Source organism: Marinobacter sp. ST-43 (genome assembly GCF_030541085.1).
GTDB classification, from domain to species: Bacteria; Pseudomonadota; Gammaproteobacteria; order Pseudomonadales; family Oleiphilaceae; genus Marinobacter; species Marinobacter nauticus.
In genome coordinates this window covers 39884-61280 of sequence record NZ_JASSVO010000017.1, presented here as the reverse complement: position 1 = coordinate 61280, position 21397 = coordinate 39884, and the positions used below count along the sequence as shown (strand labels likewise).

The following is a 21397-nucleotide window of genomic DNA, read 5'->3' as shown; positions in this document are numbered from 1 at the left end:
GGGTCATGGCGGCATCTCCTCTTTGAAAAGCCCACTTGGGCCATTCAAAAGTATCCTCCAATCACCTCCATTCCGGGGAGATTCTCAGTATCACCGCTACCGCGGAGCGGTTTAGTTCAACTTCCTGATAACAAAACGTTAGCGAATCCGCATCACACCGTTTCAGGGGAATGAACGACCATGGCACTGCGCAAGACACGGATATCAGCACTGGCCACCCTGCTGGCCGCAACCACAGCTTCCGGCAACCTGTTGGCGGAAGAACTTCGCCTGATTACCTGGGGAGGCTACGCCCCGGATGAGGTGGTCGCCCAGTTCGAGGAAGAAACCGGAATTGATGTAAAGATCACCTTGTCCAACAACGAGGACATGATCTCCAAGCTTCGGGCCACCGGTGGCGCCGGTTTTGATCTGGCCCAGCCGAGCCAGGATCGCATCGTGGGTGTACAGCGCCAGTTCAACATCTACAAGCCCATTGATTACAGCCGTATCAATACCGGCCAGTTGCAGGCGTCGATGGTGAAGGCGACTCAGGAGTCGACGGCTCTGGATGGTCAATCTTACGGTGTGCCCTCGGTCTGGGGGACCAGTGGCCTGATTGTGCACAGTTCCGTCGCGGACACCGTTACCGATTACACCGACCTGTGTGACCCGGCAGTGGCTGGCAAAGTGAGTTACCGCCTGAAGCGGCCGACGCTGATCGGCTTTGCCTTCGCCATGGGCATGGATCCGTTTGCGGCCTATGAAGACCGGGACGAGTACCAGTCCATCCTGGCGAAAGTGGAAGACAAACTGATCGACTGCAAAGACAACGTGAAAACCTACTGGACCGGTGGCGACCAACTGCTGTCGCTGCTTCGTACCGGAGAAGTGACCGCTGCCATGGCCTGGGATGCCGGCGGCTGGAAGCTGAATGCGGAGAACCCGGACATCCGCTTTGTGGCGCCGGAATCCGGAGCCCTGGGCTGGATTGATACCTTTGCCATCCCGCGCCGCAGCGAGAACGAAGAGGCCGCCTACAAGTGGATCAACTTTGTGATGCAGCCGGAAATTGCGGCCAAAATCACCAATGCCTCCGGTAACTTCACGGCCTCCAAAGGCGCCGATGAGTTTGTGAACGCCGAGCTGCGGGATGCCTATCGCCTGAGCTTCGATGAAGAAGCTATCAACAACATCAAATGGTATCCGCCAGTACCACCGGGGCTGGAAGCCATGGAAGGGCAGGTGCTGGATCGCGTCCAGGCGGCGAACTGATCCTTATGGCAACAGAGTCTGACCTGTCCTGCAGCGGACTGGTCCGCCGCTTTGGTAATAACGCGGCGGTGGACCATGTGTCGCTGGATGTTCCTGCGGGCACCTTTTTTTCCATTCTGGGACCGTCGGGGTGTGGCAAGACCACCCTGCTGCGGCTGCTGGCAGGCTTCGACAAGCCGGATGAAGGGGATATCTTCATTCGCGGCCAGCGCATGAATGAGGTGCCGCCTAACAAGCGCCCGGTGAACATGGTGTTCCAGCACCTGGCGCTGTTCCCCACCATGTCCGTCGGTGACAACATTGGCTATGGCCTGAAACGCAAGAAGGTGCCCGCGGCCGAGCGCCGCAAGCGGATTGCACGGGTGCTGGAACAGGTGGGGCTGCCGGAACTGGAGAATCGCAATCCCCAGGAATTGTCGGGTGGCCAGCGCCAGCGCGTGGCCCTGGCCCGCTGCCTGGTGCTCGAACCCACCTTGTTGTTGCTGGATGAGCCTCTCGGTGCCCTGGATCTGAAACTTCGGGAGCAGATGAAGGTCGAGCTCAAACACCTGCAAAAGCAATTTGGCACCACCTTTGTGTACATCACCCATGACCAGTCCGAAGCCATGGTGATGTCGGATCAGGTGGCGGTGATGGAAAATGGCCGCTTCGAGCAGGTGGCGCCGCCGGAGGAGCTTTACCGGCATCCGGCAACGCCGTTTGTCGCGGGGTTTGTCGGCGACAACAATCGCCTGGCGGGGACGGTGGTGTCCGTGGCCGATGATGTGGCGGCTGTTCGTATGAGCGATGGTGCGGTGGTACGCGGTCGGGCTGCATCGGCGGGCCTGGCACCTGGTGCCCAGGCAGAATTGTACATTCGGCCGGAATCATTGTCGTTTTCGCAAACGGCTGCGGTCGCGGGTTCCTCCTCACTGCAGACCCGAGTCCGGACCACGCTGTTTGATGGCGCCAACAGCCGGGTTGAAGTCGAAAGCAATGGCCAGGCACTATTTGCACGACTCCCCCAGGACGGCTCGGCGCCGGCGCTGACGCAGGACGGCCACCTTGAGCTGTCGTGGGATCCGGACCTGGCCCGGGTATTTGGAGCTGCGCACCAGTGAATAGCTCGGTTAGCCGTTTCTCGCTGTGGCTGTTACTGGCGCCTTTCCTGCTCTGGATAGTGCTATTGGTGCTGGTGCCCCATCTGCAGATGTTACGGGTGTCGTTCCAGGTACGGGAAAGCTGGGATACCCTGGCCTGGGGGCTGGAGCAGTACCAGAATTTCTTCAGTGAATCCTACTACTGGCGTACCTTCGTGCGTACCGGGCTCATGTCCCTGTTCACCACCTTCCTCACCCTGCTGATTGCCTTTCCCATTGCCTGGTACATTGCCCGCCTGGCTCGGGGGAGGAGCAAGGGTATTCTGTTCCTGGCTTGCCTGATCCCGTTCTGGGCCAGCGAGTTGGTGCGTACCTACGGCTGGATGATCCTGTTGCGGGAGAGCGGCCTGTTCAGTTCCTGGCTGCAGGCGCTGGGCTGGGTGGATGGCCCGGTGGAGATGCTCTACAACGATGTCGCGGTGATCATCGGCCTGGTCTACAACGGCCTGCTGTTTATGGTGGTGCCGCTGGTGACCACGCTCGACGGCATGGACGAGAACCTGGTTGAGGCCGGCTACGATCTGGGTGGCGGCCACGGTACCGTGCTGCGGGAGGTGGTGATTCCCTGGGCCATGCCGGGCATTGTCTCCGGCTGTATTGTGGTGTTCATGCTCACCCTGGGCAGTTACCTCACGCCGATTCTGATGGGGGGCAAAGACAGTGCCTGGTTTACCCAGCAGATTTTCACCCAGTTCATCACCCGGTTTAACTGGGAGCAGGGGGCGGCTTTGGGGGTCTTGCTACTGGTATTGTCGTCGCTGCTGGTCTGGCTGGGCCTGAAGCTGACCGGGCAATCCCTGCGCAAGGTTATGGGGTGATGTCATGATCCGTTCTGTACCTCGGTCCCGGTTGTTTGATGCCCTTTACCTGAGCTATCTGTTGGCCTTTTTCCTGTATCTTGCGTTGCCTTTGCTGGTGACGGCCGTGTTCGCATTCAACGACTCTCCGTTCCCGTCATTACCCTGGCAGGGCTTTACCCTGGACTGGTATCTGGCCGACGGCACCGACGGGCGTACCGGGCTTTTTCATGACGACGGCTTGCTCAGTGCGCTCTGGGTCAGTACCAAAATCGCGTTCTGGGTGACGTTGGTCAGTGTGGGGCTTGGCTGCGTGAATGCGGTATTGTTCGAGCGGGTGGAGTTTCGCGGCAAGGAGCTGCTGTATCTGTTGATGCTGCTGCCGCTGGTGATTCCGGGCGTGATTCTCGGGGTATCCATTCTGGTGTTCTACAGTGGCATGGCCAACGATGTCTCCCGCTTGTGGGGTATCGAGCTGGACTTGTTCCGGCCGGGGCTGACATTGGTGGTGATGGGGCAGGTCACCTTCATTACCACCCTGGCTACTCTGGTGATTGCGGCCAGGCTGCGCAAATTCGACCGACAGCTGGAAGAGGCTGCCCTCAATCTGGGTGCCACGCCGGTTGTGGCGTGGTTCACGGTTACCCTGCCGTGGCTGCTTCCCTCCATCCTCGGGGCCGCGGCAATGGCGTTTTTGATGTCCTTCGAGAACTTCAATACCACGGTCATGCTCACCGGTAGTGATACCCCGCTCACCGTGGCCCTGTTCAATCGTCTGCGGGAAGGCTCAACGCCGGTGTTGAACGCGGTGGCGCTGTTTCTGATGCTGGTGTCTGCGTTGCTTGCGCTGTTTACCCTCCGACAAAAAAGTTGAGAAAGTTCTGTATCTGGCGTTTACGGTTTATACTGGAACGATCACTCCTGAAAGCGGGTTCTGCTTTGCACGCGTCCACTTGTCGCATCAGATTTCTGCTGGTGATCATCGCCCTCGGGGTCTGTCTGTCCCAGCCTGGATTTGCCGCTATCCAGCCGGTGGATGAAGGGTGGCAGTATCGCTGGGGAGATTCCCCGTTTTTGCCTGATGGCACGCCATTGTGGATCCTTGAAGACTCTCCACAACACTGGCACGACATTGGTTTTCCATCGAACCCTCCTGGCCGCGATGGTCGTGAGCATGCCTGGTTCAGGGTGCAATTGCCGGAAGGTAGCTGGTACCAGCCTGTCCTTTATGTTTATAGCGTCGACATCATTGTGCAGGCCTGGTTTCGGGGTGAATTGCTCTATCAATATGGCACCTTTGACCAAGAGGGAAGGGGCCGTTTTGAGGGATGGCCCTGGCATGAAATACGGCTACCCGAGGATTATCAGGGAGAGACGCTCTATTTCCGGATATTCTCGAATTACACCGACATAGGGTTATGGGGGGAGGTCGGGATTACCGATCATGCCGATCTGACGGTATACCTCCTCGGGGGATCTGCTGAGGAACTGGTAGTCTCGGCATTGTCGGCTCTGATAGCTTTTCTGGCTCTGGTGTTCGCCGTAATCCAAAGGGGCCAGCGCAGTTTCGCCAGCATTGCTCTGTTTTCATTCCTGACCTCGGTGATGCTGTTGGCTGAGAGCCAGGCGAGCTTGTTGATTGCTTACAAACCTTTGTTGTGGGACTACCTCGCGGCCGGCTCTTACTACCTGATTCCTATGGCGTTGGCCTTGTTGTTGCGGCAATGGCTGGGCGCTGCGCGCCCGGCGCTGATCAGCTGGCTGGTGTGGATTCATCTTGGATTGGCGGTGAGCGCCCTGGCCCTGGCGTTGGTCGGCGCGGTCGACCTTTCGTCGACCTTCCCGGTGTTTGATGTGTTGCTTCTGGTCTCCCTGGTGTTGATGGCTGGGGCTGTATTGCCTCGCTTCTGCGTGCTGTTCCGGGAGCAGCAGGTGCTGGTGGTGGCCTGTGGTGTGCTGGCCGTGCTGCTGATCGTCGATATGGCCGTTGCTCACGGGTTCCTGCCCTGGGGCCGGGTGCCGGTGAGCTGGGGCGCGCTGGGTTTCTCGCTGGCGGTGGTCAGCATTTCGGTCTGGCACTACGGCAAGACCCAGAAAGAGCTCCAGCAACTGAACATCCGGCTGGAACAGAAGGTTCAGGAGCGCACCGCCCGCGCTGAGTCACTGGCAGAAAGGGAAGTTGCCCGGGCCCGGTTGCTGGCACTGGAAAGCAAGAAAAGCCAGAAGCTGGCGGATGTCATTGCTGCCCTGCAGGATTGCGCCGGCATTGAGGAAGCCTTCGAGCCCCTGTTAAGAGCCATGCCGGAACTCTACCTGCCCATGACCGGTTGCTTTTATCGAAGAGGCGTCGATGGGCATTACGACCGCGTGGTTCACTGGGGCAGCGCCCCGGAGGACGTGTTCCCGGCGTCACTGGGGTCGAATCTTTCTGCCCTGACTGAAACCGTACTGCCGGTGCGTAGCTACGATTTACCGGCTCAAATGTGTTTCTTCCTGCGGGTAGAGTCTGCCCGCTCCGGCAATCGGCCTGAAGGGGTGTTGATGCTGGAGCGCCCGGATCTGCCGCCAGTGGTGAAAGACTATGGCATCGCACGGGTGATTGCCTGGGTATACCAGTCGGTTGAGAAAATTGGCATTACCTTGTCTGGTCTGGCCTTGCGGGCTGAATTGCAACGATTCTCCTATGAGGACAGTCTGACCGGCCTGAAAAATCGTCGCTACTTTGATGAACTCTTTCGCCATGAGCGGGAAGTGTCGGCCAGATCCGACAGGCCGCTTTGCCTGCTGATCTTCGATATCGACCACTTCAAACAGTTCAATGACTGCCACGGCCACGAGGCCGGCGATCAGGCGCTAAGAATGGTCGGTGACGTGCTCGGTACCTACTTTCGCGGCAGTGATACCGTATGTCGTTACGGCGGTGAGGAGTTTGCGGTGCTGATGCCGGGGGCATCCCTTGAGGAAGCCCGTCAGCGGGCCGAGCAGTTGCGGGCGGCCATTGCAGCCGAGCAGGTGGAGCATCGGAATGAAAACCTGGGCAGCCTGACCATTTCAGCCGGTATTGCCTGCTGGCCGGAAAACTGCGCGGAGTATGACGAGCTGTTCCGGGCCGCCGACAAGGCGCTCTATCAGGCCAAGGAAGCGGGCCGCAACCGAGTAGTTGCGGCCACGCTCTGACATCAATGCCAGATATTGCTGTCGATCTTTTCGTGCAGCTCAGGATAGTCCTTGGACTTGAAGTGCGGCACCAGGCCTTCCTTGCGCTGAGCCAGGTAGTCTTTGGTCAGTTTCACAACCGTGCCGGACAACAGAACGATAGCAATCAGGTTGATGGTGGCCATCAGCCCCATGGATGCGTCCGCCGCATTGAATACCGTGACCACCGCTTCGTAGCCACCCCAGATCACCATGCCCAGCGCAGCGAGCCGCAACAGGGTCAAGCCCAGAGTGTTGCCACCGCGCAGGTAGATCAAAGCGTTCTCGGCGTAGGTGTAGTTGGCGACAATGGAGGTGAAGGCGAAGAACAGAATCGCGATGGCGATAAAGTAGCCCCCGAACTCACCCAGGTGTACTTCCATGGCCTGTTGGGTCAACTGGGTGCCGGTCACACCGGAACCCGGCTCCAGAACGCCTGCCAACAGGATCATCACGGCGGTCGCCGTACAGACAATGATGGTATCGATAAAGACACCGAATGCCTGAACCAGACCCTGTGAAGAGGGATGGTGCGGAGCCGGGGTTGCGGTCGCGGCAATGTTGGGTGCCGAGCCCATACCGGCTTCGTTGGAGAACAGGCCGCGCTTGATGCCATTCAGCATGGCAGCGGTAACGGAGCCTGCCGCGCCGCCGGCGGCCTCTTCCAGGCCAAAAGCACTTTTTACGATCAGCGCCAGAATGCCCGGGACTTCGGTAATGTTCAGGGCCATCACGCCCAGCGCCAGGAGTACGTAGGCGCCGGCCATGAACGGCACGACAAACTCAGCGAAGCGAACGATCTTGCGCAGACCGCCAAAGATGACAATGCCGGCAAAAGCCGCGATGACCACGCCGACACCCAGCTTGGGCGCACCAAAGGCGCCCTGCATGGCATCGGCAATGGAGTTGGCCTGTACGGCGTTGAAAACCAGGCCGAAGGAGATAATCAGGCAGACCGCGAAAATGGCCGCGGCCCAGGGCGCTTTCAGGCCTTTGGCAATGTACACCGCCGGGCCTCCCCGGTACTGGCCCTTGCCGTCGCGAACCTTGTACAGCTGGGCCAGAGTGCTTTCAGCGTAACCGGTGGCCATACCGACGAGGGCTACCATCCACATCCAGAAAATGGCACCGGCGCCGCCCAGGTACAGGGCAACCGCAACCCCGGCAAGGTTACCGGTACCCACCCGGGAAGCCAGGCTGGTGCACAGGGCCTGGAACGGAGAAATCCCGTGTACATCGCTTTCCCGGGAGCCACGGATGGCGCGGACCATTTCGCCGAAATTGACGAACTGAAGGAAGCCCAGACGGATGGTAAAGAATACACCGACGGCAAGCAGGCCATAGACGAGGACATAGCCCCAGAGGATCGAGTTGAGAAAATCAACAATTGCAGTCATGGCTAGACGCCTTGTGATTTGTGAATGAGAAGTAATCCGAGGCGAGGCAGTCTAGCACGGTGAAAAATCAAGCAGACTGCGGAAATCCGTGATTGCCGGACAGCAAGGAATATGCTGTCCGGCGGTACTGCGGGGAGGGTTTCGCCGGTTCAGACCACCAGCACCGGGCACTTGGCCTGGGAGGCAACCCGGTGCGAGACGCTGCCCAGAAAGGTGCCATCCTTGTCGCTGTTGGTGCCCTTGGTGCCCACTACAATCAGGTCGGCCTCCTTGTCCTGGGCAAATTTCACAATCACCTTCGAGGGCCGGCCGGCTTTGACGAAACCGCGTACCTTGGTGGCGCCATGCTCCTTGGCCAGCTCCTTGGCGTGGTTCACTACGCCTTTGGCATACTCAGACAGCACCTTGTCCGGGATGTCCATGTCGTCGGGCCTTCCGATAGACAACGACGCCTCAAACAGGCTGTGATGCTTGTACACACAGAGGATGTAGATCTCGGCGTCCGGGATCAGTTTCTGCAGTTCAATGGCTTTATCCAGTGCCTTGAGTGAGGTTTTGGAACCATCCACAGCGGCCAGAATCCGTTTAAACATGTTGTTCTCCTTTGATCAGTGGCTGTGGATCTAGTCCCTGAACGCGATGTCACGCAGGAACAGGGCAATATCCGGGAAGGCGATGATCAGGCCGGCAGCCGCCACCAGCATGAATATGAACGGAGGCGTACCCCGGATAACTTCCATGTAGGGCCGTTTGAAGATGGCAATGGCGGTGAAAATGTCGCAGCCAAAGGGTGGCGTGGCAGAACCGATGGCCACCTGCAGGGTAATCAGCACACCGACAAGCACCGGATCCAGCCCGGTGGCCTGAATGGCGGGCGCAAAGATCGGTGTCAGCACCAGGATAACCACGATGGGATCGACGAACATACAGGCGATGAAGAAGGCCACACAGATGGCAATCAGCACGCCCACAGGTCCGGCCTCGTTGACGCCCACCGCTTCCAGGATGGCCTGGGGAATCTGGGCAAAGGAAATGATCCAGGAGAAGCCATTACCCACGGCCACCAGAATGAACACCACAGCCGTGATCAGCCCGGTGGATTTGGCAATCTTGTAAATGTCGTTCAGTTTCAGCGACCGGAAGACCACAAATTCCAGCAAGAAGGCGTAGAGCACGCAGACTGCAGCTGCCTCGGTGGGGCTGAAAATACCACCGTAGATACCACCGACAATGATCACCGGGAACATCAGGGGCCAGGAGGCATCCCTGACTGACATCGCCCGTTCTTTCCAGCTGGCCTTGGCTTCAGTCGGAACATCGTTCTTGTAGGCGTAGATCAGGCAGTAGATCGAGAACATGAACAAAATCAGGATGCCCGGGCCGATGCCCGCAATGAACAGTTCGGCAATGGAGGTTTCCGAGATGACCCCGTAGATGATCATGCCGATGCTGGGAGGGATCAGGAAGGCGATATCACTGGCGTTGATAATCAGAGCCAGCGTGAAGGGATCGGAGTAGCCAGCCTTGAGCATTTTCGGGCGCAGCGGTGAGCCCACTGCGACCACGGTGGCCTGGGTTGAGCCAGACACCGCCCCGAACAGGGTGCATGAGGTGGCGGTACTGATGGCGAGGCCACCTTTGATGTGGCCGATAAAGGCCATGACCATATTGATCAGGCGGTCCGCAGACTGGCCCCGGGTCATGATATCGGCCGCCAGAATGAACATGGGTACCGCAATCAACGACGCTGGCCGGATGCCACCCATCATCTGCTGGATGAATGTGCCCATCTGCCCGAAGCCATCGAACATCATAACGAAGCCGATGACGGCAGCAGTGGTTAGCGGAATCATCATCGGGAAGCCCAGAAGCAGCAGCCCGATCATGACGATCATCATAATAGTTGCCATGGTGTGTCTTTCCTTAACCTATGGGTTCACGCTGCTTCAGACTTCGGTTTCGGTATCGGCGTAGCCATCCACCACACCCGTCGACAGGTACACGTCTTTGGTGGTGAAGTTCTTGATGGCGGTCAGCAGGTACTGGATGCCGGTAATGGCGAAACCGACAGGGGCCCAGATGTAAATCCACCAAATCTCAAAACCAAGCGCTGGCAAAATCCGACCTCGGCTGTACAGGGTCTGGATGTACTCAAAGGAGTAATAGCACAGGAAAAACATGACCACGGAGGTAAACAGGGCGATGATGATCATCAGTACCTTACGGCCCTTGGTCGGGAAGGCATCGTACATGGCGGACATGCGGATATGGCGGCCGTGCCGGGCGGCGTAGCCAATGCCGGCAAAGGTAATCAGAATGATCAGAATCCGGTTGATTTCACCGGAGAAAAACAGGCCCTCACTGAACACGAAACGGGCAATAACATTGGCGCAGGTGTTTACCGCCATCAGAATCACGCCAGCGGCGAGCATGAGGGCTTCGATTTTTGAAATCCAGACGTCAATCGTGCCCAGAAAGCCAGGCAAGCCGGACTCATAGTGACCGGTATCGTCTTCGATCTCCGGGGAATTCTCGGACATGGATTCTGCTCCAGAACATGTCGCTCCCGGCGGGAAGAATCCCCGGCGGGGCGGGGTTAAAGCTGGGTTGCCACCCGCCGGAGCGGGGGCAACCGTTTGGCGAGGTTCAGTCGTTCTGAACTTCTTTCAGATCTTCCTTGAACTGCTCCAGCAGCTCTTTACCACGCTCACCGGTCATTTCGATGAACTTCTCTTCCACCTGTGGCGCGCGGGCCTTGAAGGCTTCGATCTGTTCGTCAGTCAGACGGGTAACGGTAACTTCGTCGCTGTTGGACTGGATCTTTTCCAGGGCCTCGTCCGCCAGACCATCAATGTGCACGATGATTTCCTCGAAGGCGTAATCAGCGGCATCCTGAACCAGCTTCTTGTCCTCATCAGACAGGCCTTCGTAGAAGTTCTGGTTCGCCATCATGGCGGTGGTGAACCAGCCGTGGCCGGTGAATACCAGGTTCGGGGAAACCTCATACAGACCACCTGACTCAATCCAGAAAATCGGGTTCTCCTGACCCTGGATCATGTTGGTCTGCAACGCACCGTATACTTCACCCCATGGCAGCGGGGTTGGGGTGGCACCAAACGCAGAGTAGGTCTCGGACAGAAGCGGGTTGGTCATTACCCGGATCTTCTTGTTGTTGAAGTCTTCCGGAGAGGTCACCGGCTCATCAACGGTCACTACCATTTCCCCTTCCGGGTACATCTTCAGCAGCTCAAGACCTTTTTCAGAATACAGCTCCGGGAAGTCCTCATTGATGGCCTCACTCTCGCGGAAGAACTCGATCACGGTATCCATGTCGGTGGGCATGAGGTACGGAATAAAGAAGATCTGCGCTTCCGGGATCAGGGAGCCGGTAAAGCCAGGAGACTGGTTTACAAAGTTCAGGATGCCGGCCTGGGTCTGTTCCATGATGTCGTCAGACTCACCCAGCTCACCGAAACGGTAAATCTGCAGGGTGTGGTCGGAATTCTCTTCAATGTATTCCTTGAACTTATATGCGAATACGTCCTGAACGTCGCCTTCGTATTCTTCATGGGCGTAGCGCCAGTTGGCGGCATTCACGGCATTTGCCGCGGTCAGGCCGGCAAATGCCAGCGCTGAAATACCAGCCAGTTTCCTGAATTTACTTGTGCTGCTCATCGGGTTGTCTCCGCTCGTTATTTTACGTTAATCCATTGTTACATTATTAAAGACTGGCAAATCAAAGCGGTTTTCGCAAGGAAACGGGGGAAATAACCTGCGCGCCAATAGCCGATTAAGCCAAATTGCAAGTGCATGAATTCAGGATGGATTCGGGTTTTCAACACACAGGAACAGGAACCTTCTGAACTCCTCTGCGACCCGCTGGACACTGTTTTCGAGCCGATGTCCGTCGGGTAGGACCAGGGCTTCAATCTGCTGCCTCCGGGCCAGCTCCAGAACCGGCATTACCGGTACCACATCGTCGTTCCAGCCGTGGATAATGCGAGCGTGGCGGGCGCCGATCACCGGGTTGGACTCCGGATAATCCGGTAGCGCCAGTGCCGGTGCCAGCATAAAACAGCCCCTGACCGGCGTCTGTTCGCTGGTCCGGGCGCAGACCCAGCCGCCCATGCTGGAGCCTGCCAGGATGGTCTGTTCGGGCTTTGCACCGACAGCTGCCATGGCGTGTCGCATCTGCGCGAGGCGTTCGGCAGGGTCTTTAGTGCTGCGATGATCCACCGCCTCGGCATAAACGCCTGAAAACGTTTCAGCCACCGTTTTCAGGGCCTGGATCTTGGTACTGCCGGGGCCACTTTCCAGACCGTGGGAGAGAAAAACATGGAATGCCGGTTGCGCCATGATCAGGTTCTGCCTAGTTGATGGTTGCGTCGGAGTCAGTTTGCGGGGAACGGGTTTCGGCCAGGATATCCAGGGCCTGCCGGCGTTTGTCCGGGTCGTGAATATCAATGGTAAACATCAGTTCGTCTACCTGAATGTCGGCCAGCAGGTCGTCGAGTTGCTGGCGCAGGTCTTCGCTGTTGCCCATGATCTGCAGTTTCAGGAAGTCCCGCACCCCGGCCTCCTCGGCCGGATTCCAGAGCCCGTCCATGGATTCGACCGGCGGTCGCATCCACAGGGGCTGCCCGCGGAACAGGGCCAGAATGCGCTGGTAGCTGGTGGTGGCCAGATGGCGCGCTTCGTCCTTTGAGGCCGCCGGGATAGCGGGAATGGCCAGCATGGCATAGGGCTGTCGCAGCTGCTCCGAGGGCTCGAAGTTCTCTCGATAGACCTTCAGGGCTTCCCGGTAGAGCCGCGGTGCGAAGTGGCCGGCGAAGGCATAAGGGAGGCCCCGCATTGCCGCCAGCTGAGCGCTGTACAGGCTGGAGCCCAGAAGCCAGATGGGGACATTGGTGCCGGCGCCGGGAATGGCCTTCACCGGTTGGCCCGGTTGCAGCGGTCCCAGCAGGTTCTGCAGACGGGCTACGTCTTCCGGGAATTGCTCGGCGCCCAGACCATCCCGTCGCAGTGCCCGGGCGGTGACCGGATCGGTGCCCGGCGCGCGGCCAAGGCCGAGATCGATTCGGCCCGGATAGAGACATTCCAGGGTGCCGAATTGCTCGGCAATCACCAGCGGTGGATGGTTCGGCAGCATGACACCGCCGGAGCCCACCCGGATACTCCCGGTTTTGCCAGCGATGTGCCCCACCAATACCGAGGTGGCGGAACTGGAAATCCCTTCCATATTGTGGTGCTCTGCCAGCCAGAAACGCTTGAAGCCAAGTGCCTCCGCATGCTGGGCGTAACGCACGCTGTTGGCCAGTGTCGTTGCTACGGAGTCGCCCTCGCGCACGGAGGCCAGCTCGAGCAGGGAGTAATCGGGTGTTCTGGACATGGGGTTCCGGTACCTGTGAAGAAACAACGGTGTTCAGCGTTTCACAATGACGCCAGCGGACGGTTTCTTCAAGGGTAATGACAGGAGGGGCAGGAGCATCCGTTAGTGCCGGATGCTCCTGCAAGCACTCGTTACGGTGCTGGCGTGTACATCTGAGTGGAGTACTCGCCCTGGACGGGCTTGCTGAGGGTTACCTCTTCCTTGACGTAATCGACGAAGGATTGGGCATAGTCCAGAAAGGTATCCGTGGCTCGGCCATCCTCGCTGACGGTTCCGAAGGTCAGGTAGCCGTCACGGCCAGCCGCGGTGAAGCTGTTGGTGACGACGTTCAGGGTTTCAGCGTCGGTCAGAGCGCGCCAGGTGGTTTCACTCCGGGGCCGAACTTCGATGTCGTAAAGGCGTTCGCCAGCAGGCCTGGTCATGTCGACGGTCCAGCGCAGACCGGCGGCATAGGGGTAGGCACCCGTGGAGCCGCCTTCAACGTGGGCGAAATCCACTGCTTCATTCAGCACCTGTCTGATTTCTGCTCCGGTCATGGTCAGATCGGTAAGGGTATTGGCAAACGGCAGCAGGTTGTAGGCATCACCAATGGTGATATCGCCGGCCAGAATGTCGGTGCGAACGCCGCCGGCGTTCTGGATCGAAACATCGGCATTCTTGCTCTGGAACAGGAAGGCCTGAGCCACCAGGTTCGGGATATCCCCCCCACGGTTCGGGTCTTCGTTGGCGCAGGTGTCATCGCCGTATGGCCGGCCGGGAATTCGGGCCAGGCACAGGTCCTCGGATGCGGTACCGATGACCTGATTGCGGAAGCTGTCCAACTGGTTGGCGTACGTGGCCAGGGTTTGAGCGCCGGTCGGGTCGTCCGTCACAAGGCTGAGTTGCGGGTCCGCCTCGATGGCTGCCCGAATGGCGGCCAGTTCCTCGCCTTGGGGTTGGTAGCCATCGTCGGTGCCGTCATCACGGATGATGGGGTTGCCCAGGAGCAGGTGTGGCGTTCCGGAGCAGGAGGAAACAGTGCCATTGTTCTCCCAGGTCACGCTCAGTTCACCCAGCACACGCGAATACTGCCAGGCCTGGGCCACGCACACTTTGTCGCCGTCGGCATTGGTCACTTCGGTGGGGTAGGGGCCGGAGGCACTCAGGCCGTAGGCGTCAAAGTTGCCAAGCAGGGTGTGGGAATCTCCGCCGATAATGACATCCACTCCAGACAGGCGCTCGGCCAGTGCCAGATCGTTGGCATACTGGTAGTGGGTCAGCAGGATGATCTTGTCGATGCCCTGGTCGTTCAGCTCATCGATCATGGCCTGGGCGGTTTCGGTTTCGTCCAGAAACTCAGTGCTTGCCAGCGGGCTTGAGCTGTTGCGGGTTTTGGTGGCGATGTCGATGCCGATGATGGCCACCTGCTGGCCATCAATGTTCTTGATGGTGTACGGCTGGATGTAATCGTCCTGGGCCACCGGGGCCAAACGGGTGCCGATGGCCGGTTTGACGTTGGCCGCGAGAACCGTCGTGTTACAGCTGCCTGCCGCCAGGTAGTCGAGGAATTTCACCAGCCCTTCGTCACCACGATCAAACTCGTGATTGCCCAGTGCAAAGGCATCAAAACAAACCTGGTTCATCAGCTCGGCATCGGCCTCACCTTCGAAGGAGGTGAAGTACAGGGTGCCGGTCATGGCATCTCCGGCATGCAGTTTCAGCACGTTGTCCAGTTCGGCGGTTCGTTCGTTGATCTTGGCGATCACCCGGGGGAAGCCGCCGGCGCTGAATTCGGTTTCTTCACCAGCGATATCCAGGGACTGTGAGCCCGCTTCCAGATGGGAGTGGTGGTCGTTGATATGCAAGATGTTAACGGTAAAGCGCTCGGTTTCCGTGGCGGGCGCGTCGTCGTTATCACTGTTACAGCCGGTCAGGGCAATCAGCGGGATTGCCAGCCAGAGTCCTTGCCGAATCATTACTCTATCTCCGTTGTGGGGGTTAGCGGCTGGTCAGCACGCGAATCAGGGCGATCAGGTCGTAATGGTTAATGCGCCCGTCACCGTCAATGTCGTAAGCCGGAGCTGTGGCTTTGCCGAACAGCATCGCCAGCACCAGGCGGGACAGGTCCCGGCCGTTAACGCGGCCATCGCCGTTCAGGTCGGCGCGGTCTGCGGGGGTTCTGGTATCGAGATTCAGGGCAACGATCACAGGGTCATGGTCAGAGGCCCGGTAAGCGTCCGGTGCGTAGAAGCTGGCCTGCTGCTCCGGCGTCTTGAACTCGGTGTTGTAGTCCAGGGCTCGGGGCTCATCGGCATTGATCGGCCAGACGGTGGTATCGGCAATTTTGCCGGCCAGGGCGGTATTGGCCAGAGCGTGGTCCAGGTAGCCTGCCTGGCCATAGAACACGTAGGAATACGCCTGCTCGCCAACGTAGGCCGCCAGTAGATCGGTATAGCCGGCACTGGCCAGGGCGCGAATGGGGTCTTCTTTCGCGTAGGCGTTGAGATCGCCGATGATTAACACATCCGGTTCGCCGGTTCCGGTGGCATCGTCTGCCAGCCAGGATGCCAGCGCCTGGGCGGCCTGGGTCCGTACTGGATTCCAGCAGCCCTGACCATCGTTCTGGTCAGCGTTGCTGCCTTCGGCACTGCCGCAGCCTTTGGACTTGAAGTGGTTGACGGCAATGGTGACGCCATCGTCTGAATCCTTCAGCCGAAAGGTTTGTGCCAGGGGCTGGCGGTTCAACTGATCAAAAGGAGCCGCGCTCAGAGTGGCGGCGGTGCCAACGATCTCGACACGGTCGGCGCGATACAGCAGGCCAACGGCAATGTCATCATTGCCCAGTTGTGCCAGGCCGGGATCGACCCACTGCCATTGGGAACCCAGGGCCCCGGCAAGTTCGGCAATGGCACTGGTCTGGCCGTAGCCGTCATTCTCGATTTCCATCAGGCCGATGATGTCGGCATCAAGGGCGACCATGGCACTGACCAGCTTCTCGGTCTGGCGGGCCAGTTCTTCCGGGTTGTCTGCGCCCCGCGCCGTCGGGAATCCGCCACCCATGCCGTCACCGTTGAAGAAGTTCAGCACGTTGAAAGAAGCCACCACCAGGTTACCGCGATCCTCAAGGCCGGGCTCGGTTACACGTGCATTTGCCTGGCTGAAGGACGGGCTCGCGGTCGGCTGCAGACGCCATTCCGAAAAACGGTAGTCGAGAACGCCGGCAAGATCCTGAACGGTGTCGCCAGCGCGCACGGTCTGGCTGGCGCTCAGTTGCGGTGTCGGGTAGGGCACGATGGCCGGGTTCTGGCGGTTACTGGCGTCGTCCAGGATAATCCGGTCCAGCGCATTCAGATCAGCCACCAGTGCGGCATCCGCTCCGGGCTCAGCGATACTGGTGGGGATAAAGTGGCGACCGCTCCCGAGGGTCAGGCTGCCGTAACGGCCCAGGTCGTAGTTGTCGTTCACCACAAGAGGCGCGCTGAATTGTACCCGCATGGCTTCAAAGGCTTCCGGAGCAGTGGCATCGGCCCAGGGCAGGGAGATCTGCGCCGCCGGTGGAAGCTCCGCATTACCACAGTTTTCGGTACCGCTCAGGTTGGTCAATTCGGTCAGGCCGTCGTATTCGGTCACTTCACCGGCAAGCCGCAGGCGCTGGCCGGGCTCGGCGTTCAGAGTTGGCGCATAGACAAACAGGCCTTCGGAGGTTGCAGGGTTGTCGTCGCGGTCTGAGGCTTCTTCCTCCACAAAGACGCCGCCAAGGCCATCGTTGGTGTTGAAGGCGGCCGTAACTACGGCTTCGATCACCACGTGCTGGCCGGCAACCGGGCTGATATCGCCTTCGCCCTGAATGTCCGAAATGCGGGTGGCGGGAGCACCACAGGTCAGATCCGGCGCAGTCGGTGGCTGGTCCGGGTTATCGTCATCGTTGCCGGCGACGCCGAGATCGTCGAAGCTGTTCTGGGGAAAGCCGTCAAAGACTGTGGCCGGGTCGTAATCATCGTAGGCATCGGTATCGGCCAGGGTGCCTGCACGGCGGCGCAGAGTGCGATCCTGAGTGCGGGTATCCCCGGAGCCCCAGTAGCTGCCGGGGTCTGTGCCGACCTGGCCGATACTGTCGGCAACCGTGCCGCCGTTCAGGAGCAGGACAGCGTCATCACCGTTGAACAGCCCGGCTCCGGTGGTTTGATCCGCCACAGCGAGAATGGCCGGGTCAGCAGCGCTATGCGCGAAAACGAAGTTGCTGCCCGGAGCAATCGAACCCTCCAGGTTGAAGGTTTGCCCGGGGGTGGCGCTGCCGTTGAAGAAAACCTGCAGCTCCCAGGGAGCAAGATCCACCACCGCATTGCCGGTGTTGAGCAGTTCAATGGCTTTGTTGTTGCTGGAGCCTTCGACATACTCGCTGATGACCAGCGATGCCTGTGTTGTCGATGCCAGAAGGCCGCCGATGGCGGCTGCCAGCAGCGTTGGTTTCATCGTCATGGTACTGTCCTTGTTTCGGTTATGTTGTGTGTTTTGACACCACAATCTGACCGTGCTGTGTGACGATGACATGAGAGTTTTGTGAAGGATGCTTTGCCGGTTTGTGTCAATGTGGACAACGCGCCTGAGCAGTTTGGTAATCCAGTGCGTATACAGGGGATCTGTCGACAGGAGGGCCGATGATGCGTTGGACAGTCTTGAAGTGTGTGAGTGTGCTTTTACTGCTAGGGTTGACGGTGCCTGCCGTTGCCCGGGATTGCCCGGATTTCCTGGACCACGAGCAGCGCAAACTGCACTCCCGGGATTCGGTGAATCTGTGCGAGGTGGCTGCTGGCAAGCCGATGCTGGTGGTGAACACAGCCAGCCGTTGTGGTTATACCGGTCAGTTTGAAGGCCTGGAGGCCCTGCACCAGCGGTACAAGGATCGGGGGCTGACGGTCGTGGGATTTGCCAGTGATGACTTCCGGCAAGAGGCGGATTCCGAAGAAGAAGCCGCGAAGGTCTGTTTTGTGAACTTTGGTGTGAGTTTTACCATGATCGCGCCGAGCGCAGTGACCGGTGAGCAGGCCAATCCGGTGTTTCAGGAAATCAATCGCCAGAGCCAGCCGCCAAGCTGGAACTTCACCAAGTATGTGATCGATCGTGAGGGTAAGGTGGCAGCCCGTTTCCCGAGCCAGGTGCGTCCCGAAGATGCCCGGTTGATTCAGGCCCTGGAATCGGTTCTGTAATCCCCGGCCGGTTTGCGGATAGCAGTCTATTCTGAAGGCAAAGGTTGTTCACCGCTCCGGGTGTAGTATGCAGTGTTTGGAAAAGGATGCCCTATGGCAGAAGCCCTGTTTGAATCCGTACGAAGCCAGATAGCACAGAATCTCTCGGCTACCCTGGACGCTCTCGCGGGCGGACAGACCGATTGGGTGGCCCTGGCCGGGCATGTTCTCAGTCAACTGCTGATTTCGGTGATCTACCTCGGCATTCTGTTGCTGGTCTATGCCATTCTGATCAGCCTGGTACGCCTTGTCGTCGGCAGCCGACGCAGCTCGAAGCCCTGGTTTGGTCAGTTGCGCACTGGCATCCGTTATCTGTTCGGGCTGGGCGGATTGCTGGTGATTATGGCGCAATTCGAGGCCTCGCCGGAGCTGTTGAAGGGCATGGCCAGGGCGGGCCTGATGGCGTTGGGCTTTTTTGTGGGCTGGCTGGCGATTGGTCGTCTGCTGCGGGAGACGATGAATCGCTACCGTCTGGAACCCTCTATCCGCCAATTGGTCGAGAATCTGTTCTCGGTGCTCACCGTTACCTTCGCGGCCGTTACGGTGCTGTCCCAGTTCGGTTTCGATGTGGTCTCCATCGTCGCGGGTCTGGGGATCGTGGGGATTGCCGTCGGGTTTGCGGCCCAGTCCACGCTGTCGAACTTTATTGCGGGTATTACGTTGCTGATTGAGCGCCCCTTCCGGATTGGCGATTGGGTCACCATCAACGGCCAGGATGGTAAGGTGGTGAAGATCGCCCTGCGGACCACCTGGCTGCGTACCCGGGACAATATCTTTACCATGATCCCGAACGATAACGTGGCGTCCTCGGAGATCATCAATTACAGCGCCGAAGGGGCGACGCGCCTGAACATTCCAGTTGGCATTGCCTACAAGGAGTCTGCCAGGGCAGCGCGGGACGTGATAATGCCGGTTCTGCTGGCGCACTCTGAAGTCTTGCAGGGGCCGGGTATGGAGCCGCGAGTGGTGGTCAAGACCCTGGGCAACTCTTCAGTCGATCTGGAGGTCAAGATCTGGATTACACCGGACAATCTGGAGGTTCAGCCCAGAATTATGGCTGATGTGCTTGAGAAGATTAAAGAGGCCCTGGACGAAGCGGACATTGAAATACCTTTCCCGCACCTGCAACTGTTCATAGATGATGCCAAAGGGCTTGCGCCGTTGGTACAACCGTTTTACCCAAGGTCGACGGAACAAGGGAAAGGCCTGTCGGCGCCAGGAGACAATCATGAATGAGCCGTCCGGCTACTACGAAAGCAACACCACCCTGGCCCAGTATCTGGAGTTTCACTTCGGTGAAAGCTGGCATGGTGAAGCCAACTTCGCGAAAGAACTGGCCGATGCCGCGCTTGGAGCGCTGGATGGCCGCGCCACCTGCCGGGCGTTGGATATCGGTTGTGCGGTAGGACGTACCTCGCTGGAGCTGGCCCGCCAGTTTGACCATGTCGATGGGGTCGATTATTCGGAAACCTTTATCGGCAAATGCCGTGAGGTGGTGCGGGAGGGGGTTGCGCGGTATGCGCGGCCCGAAGAGGGCGAGCTGGTCAGCTACCAGGAGCGGTCACTGGCAGCCCTGGGTCTGACTGAGGCTGCCCGCCGCGTGGCGTTCCATCAGGGCGATGCCTGCAATCTCGGCGCTGATTACCGGGACTACGATCTGGTGCTGGCCGGCAACCTGATTGACCGTCTCTACAACCCATGCCTGTTTCTGGAACAGATCCATGAGCGTATCAATGCGCTGGGGCTGCTGGTGATTGCTTCACCCTATACCTGGCTGGAGGAGTACACGCCCAGGCAGGACTGGCTCGGTGGTTTCCTGAAAGACGGTGAGCCATTCACCACCCTGGATGGGCTCAAGGCGGCGTTATCCCCCCGTTTCCGCTTGCTGGCAGAGCCCCGGAGCCTGCCCTTCGTGATCCGGGAGACCCGCAACAAGTTCCAGCACAGTTTTTCGGAGCTCACAATCTGGGAGAAGTTGCCGGATTAGCGTGCCCTGTCACACAAGCGTCATCTCTTCCGGTTAGTGTGAAGGCTCATCAGGACGACATGCATTGTGTTGATGCATCGTGTGATTGCTTATGCCGGGGCTTGCCCCGGCTTTTTTATGGAGCCCGGTGTTCGCCGCTCCCTTCCCTTCTCAACGCCCGTTCACGCCGTCGCGCGGTTTCGCTGCGTTCCGATATGGTTTGCTGCACAAACTGTATGTGTTCCCCGGCGATGGCCCTGGCGTCTTCTTCCCGGCCTTCAACGATGGCGTTATACAGCTTCTGGTGCTGGTCCATCAGGCCCTGGCGGGTCTGAACCTCGCGGGAGTACATGCCACCGATGTTGGTGACAATGTTGTTCTTGAGCATGCTGAACAGGTTGCGCATGGTGTGCAGCAGCACCACGTTGTGACTGGCTTCAGCAATAGCCATGTGGAAGCGGGCATCGGCAGCCCCTTCTTCTTCCAGATTGTGGGCAGTGGAATTCTGGTAGCAGGCGTGGAGCTCTTCCCAGGCTTTGCCCAGCCGTGCCAGATCCACTTCCGTGGCGCGCAGGGCCGCGTAGAAGGCACAGTCGCCCTCCAGTGTGCGACGGAACTCGAGCAAATCCCGGTGTGCTTCCGGGTGCTTTTCCAGTAGCGGGATGAGTGGGTCGCTGAAGCTGCTTCCCAGATTCTCCGCCACATAATTGCCGCCGCCCTGGCGGCTTTTCAGCAGGCCTTTGGCCGCCAGGCGCTGCACGGCTTCTCTGAGTGACGGGCGGGATACGCCGAATTGCTCCGCCAGTACCCGTTCCGGCGGCAGGCGCTGCCCCGGCTCCAGGGTTCCTTCCAGAATCATGGTCTCCAGCTGCTCGACAATGGTGTCGGCCAGCCGCTTGGGAGCAATCTGATTGATGGGCATGATGCCTCACTTGTGTGTCTAAAAATTGGTCATACCAATAAATCTTACCTGCGTCTACGCTTGTTTTTACAACAAAACTTCAAGGCAATACGACTAATGTATGAGTGGGCGGT

General features: G+C 58.9%; 18 protein-coding genes. 8 read left to right on the top strand and 10 right to left on the bottom strand.

Annotation, left to right across the window (positions count from 1 at the left end):
* The first annotated feature begins 180 nt into the window (after nucleotides 1-180).
* The 5 genes from QPL98_RS16150 (at nucleotide 181) to QPL98_RS16130 (ending at nucleotide 6367) form a co-directional block, all read left to right on the top strand.
* Nucleotides 181-1254: an extracellular solute-binding protein gene (locus tag QPL98_RS16150; protein WP_023010712.1), complete on the top strand. Its 1074-nt coding sequence runs from the start codon at nucleotides 181-183 to the stop codon at nucleotides 1252-1254.
* A gap of 5 nt (nucleotides 1255-1259) precedes the next feature.
* Nucleotides 1260-2354: an ABC transporter ATP-binding protein gene (locus QPL98_RS16145; RefSeq protein ID WP_288589478.1), complete on the top strand. Its 1095-nt coding sequence runs from the start codon at nucleotides 1260-1262 to the stop codon at nucleotides 2352-2354.
* The gene (locus tag QPL98_RS16140; RefSeq protein ID WP_011783900.1) at nucleotides 2351-3211 is read left to right on the top strand and encodes an ABC transporter permease; all 861 of its coding nucleotides are present in this window, start codon (nucleotides 2351-2353) and stop codon (nucleotides 3209-3211) included. The genes QPL98_RS16145 and QPL98_RS16140 overlap by 4 nt, the downstream gene beginning before the upstream one ends.
* Before the next feature lie 4 nt (nucleotides 3212-3215).
* Nucleotides 3216-4064: an ABC transporter permease gene (locus QPL98_RS16135; protein ID WP_153739834.1), complete on the top strand. Its 849-nt coding sequence runs from the start codon at nucleotides 3216-3218 to the stop codon at nucleotides 4062-4064.
* 65 nt (nucleotides 4065-4129) lie between these two features.
* Nucleotides 4130-6367: a diguanylate cyclase gene (locus QPL98_RS16130; RefSeq protein ID WP_303293612.1), complete on the top strand. Its 2238-nt coding sequence runs from the start codon at nucleotides 4130-4132 to the stop codon at nucleotides 6365-6367.
* Between the two features lie 2 nt (nucleotides 6368-6369).
* On the opposite strand, the gene QPL98_RS16125 is transcribed toward QPL98_RS16130, so the two are convergent.
* From QPL98_RS16125 to QPL98_RS16085, 9 genes are all read right to left on the bottom strand, one after another.
* Nucleotides 6370-7782 carry a sodium:alanine symporter family protein gene (locus tag QPL98_RS16125; RefSeq protein WP_153739835.1) on the bottom strand — a complete coding sequence of 471 codons (1413 nt, stop codon included), beginning with the start codon at nucleotides 7780-7782 and terminating at the stop codon, nucleotides 6370-6372.
* A gap of 149 nt (nucleotides 7783-7931) precedes the next feature.
* On the bottom strand, nucleotides 7932-8375 hold the full coding sequence (locus QPL98_RS16120) for a universal stress protein (RefSeq protein ID WP_011783904.1): 444 nt from the start codon (nucleotides 8373-8375) through the stop codon (nucleotides 7932-7934).
* 30 nt (nucleotides 8376-8405) lie between these two features.
* A complete protein-coding gene (locus tag QPL98_RS16115) occupies nucleotides 8406-9692 on the bottom strand; it encodes a TRAP transporter large permease (protein WP_011783905.1) in 1287 nt (428 codons plus the stop codon).
* 36 nt (nucleotides 9693-9728) lie between these two features.
* Nucleotides 9729-10322, bottom strand: a complete 594-nt coding sequence (locus QPL98_RS16110) for a TRAP transporter small permease (protein ID WP_199453660.1) — start codon at nucleotides 10320-10322, stop codon at nucleotides 9729-9731.
* Between the two features lie 106 nt (nucleotides 10323-10428).
* Complete coding sequence (gene dctP, locus QPL98_RS16105) at nucleotides 10429-11457, bottom strand: TRAP transporter substrate-binding protein DctP (protein ID WP_014420276.1); 1029 nt, start codon at nucleotides 11455-11457, stop codon at nucleotides 10429-10431.
* 141 nt (nucleotides 11458-11598) lie between these two features.
* Nucleotides 11599-12138, bottom strand: a complete 540-nt coding sequence (locus QPL98_RS16100; protein ID WP_303293611.1) for a YqiA/YcfP family alpha/beta fold hydrolase — start codon at nucleotides 12136-12138, stop codon at nucleotides 11599-11601.
* A 13-nt stretch (nucleotides 12139-12151) separates the two neighbouring features.
* The gene (locus QPL98_RS16095) at nucleotides 12152-13171 is read right to left on the bottom strand and encodes an LLM class flavin-dependent oxidoreductase (protein WP_153739839.1); all 1020 of its coding nucleotides are present in this window, start codon (nucleotides 13169-13171) and stop codon (nucleotides 12152-12154) included.
* A gap of 131 nt (nucleotides 13172-13302) precedes the next feature.
* Complete coding sequence (gene nadN, locus QPL98_RS16090) at nucleotides 13303-15126, bottom strand: NAD nucleotidase (RefSeq protein WP_303293610.1); 1824 nt, start codon at nucleotides 15124-15126, stop codon at nucleotides 13303-13305.
* 22 nt (nucleotides 15127-15148) lie between these two features.
* Nucleotides 15149-17623: an ExeM/NucH family extracellular endonuclease gene (locus tag QPL98_RS16085; protein WP_303293613.1), complete on the bottom strand. Its 2475-nt coding sequence runs from the start codon at nucleotides 17621-17623 to the stop codon at nucleotides 15149-15151.
* A gap of 185 nt (nucleotides 17624-17808) precedes the next feature.
* Here QPL98_RS16085 and QPL98_RS16080 point away from each other — a divergent pair, with 185 nt between their 5' ends.
* The 3 genes from QPL98_RS16080 to QPL98_RS16070 all read left to right on the top strand — a co-directional run bounded on the left by QPL98_RS16080 (nucleotide 17809) and on the right by QPL98_RS16070 (nucleotide 20383).
* A complete protein-coding gene (locus QPL98_RS16080) occupies nucleotides 17809-18357 on the top strand; it encodes a glutathione peroxidase (RefSeq protein ID WP_041654477.1) in 549 nt (182 codons plus the stop codon).
* A gap of 93 nt (nucleotides 18358-18450) precedes the next feature.
* Nucleotides 18451-19632 carry a mechanosensitive ion channel family protein gene (locus QPL98_RS16075; RefSeq protein ID WP_153739842.1) on the top strand — a complete coding sequence of 394 codons (1182 nt, stop codon included), beginning with the start codon at nucleotides 18451-18453 and terminating at the stop codon, nucleotides 19630-19632.
* The gene (locus QPL98_RS16070; RefSeq protein ID WP_014420283.1) at nucleotides 19625-20383 is read left to right on the top strand and encodes a putative 4-mercaptohistidine N1-methyltransferase; all 759 of its coding nucleotides are present in this window, start codon (nucleotides 19625-19627) and stop codon (nucleotides 20381-20383) included. The genes QPL98_RS16075 and QPL98_RS16070 overlap by 8 nt, the downstream gene beginning before the upstream one ends.
* Before the next feature lie 115 nt (nucleotides 20384-20498).
* Here QPL98_RS16070 and QPL98_RS16065 read toward each other — a convergent pair whose 3' ends face one another.
* Nucleotides 20499-21284 (bottom strand): FCD domain-containing protein, encoded by a 786-nt coding sequence (locus QPL98_RS16065; RefSeq protein WP_153739843.1) that lies wholly within the window; start codon nucleotides 21282-21284, stop codon nucleotides 20499-20501.
* Between the last annotated feature and the right edge of the window lie 113 nt (nucleotides 21285-21397).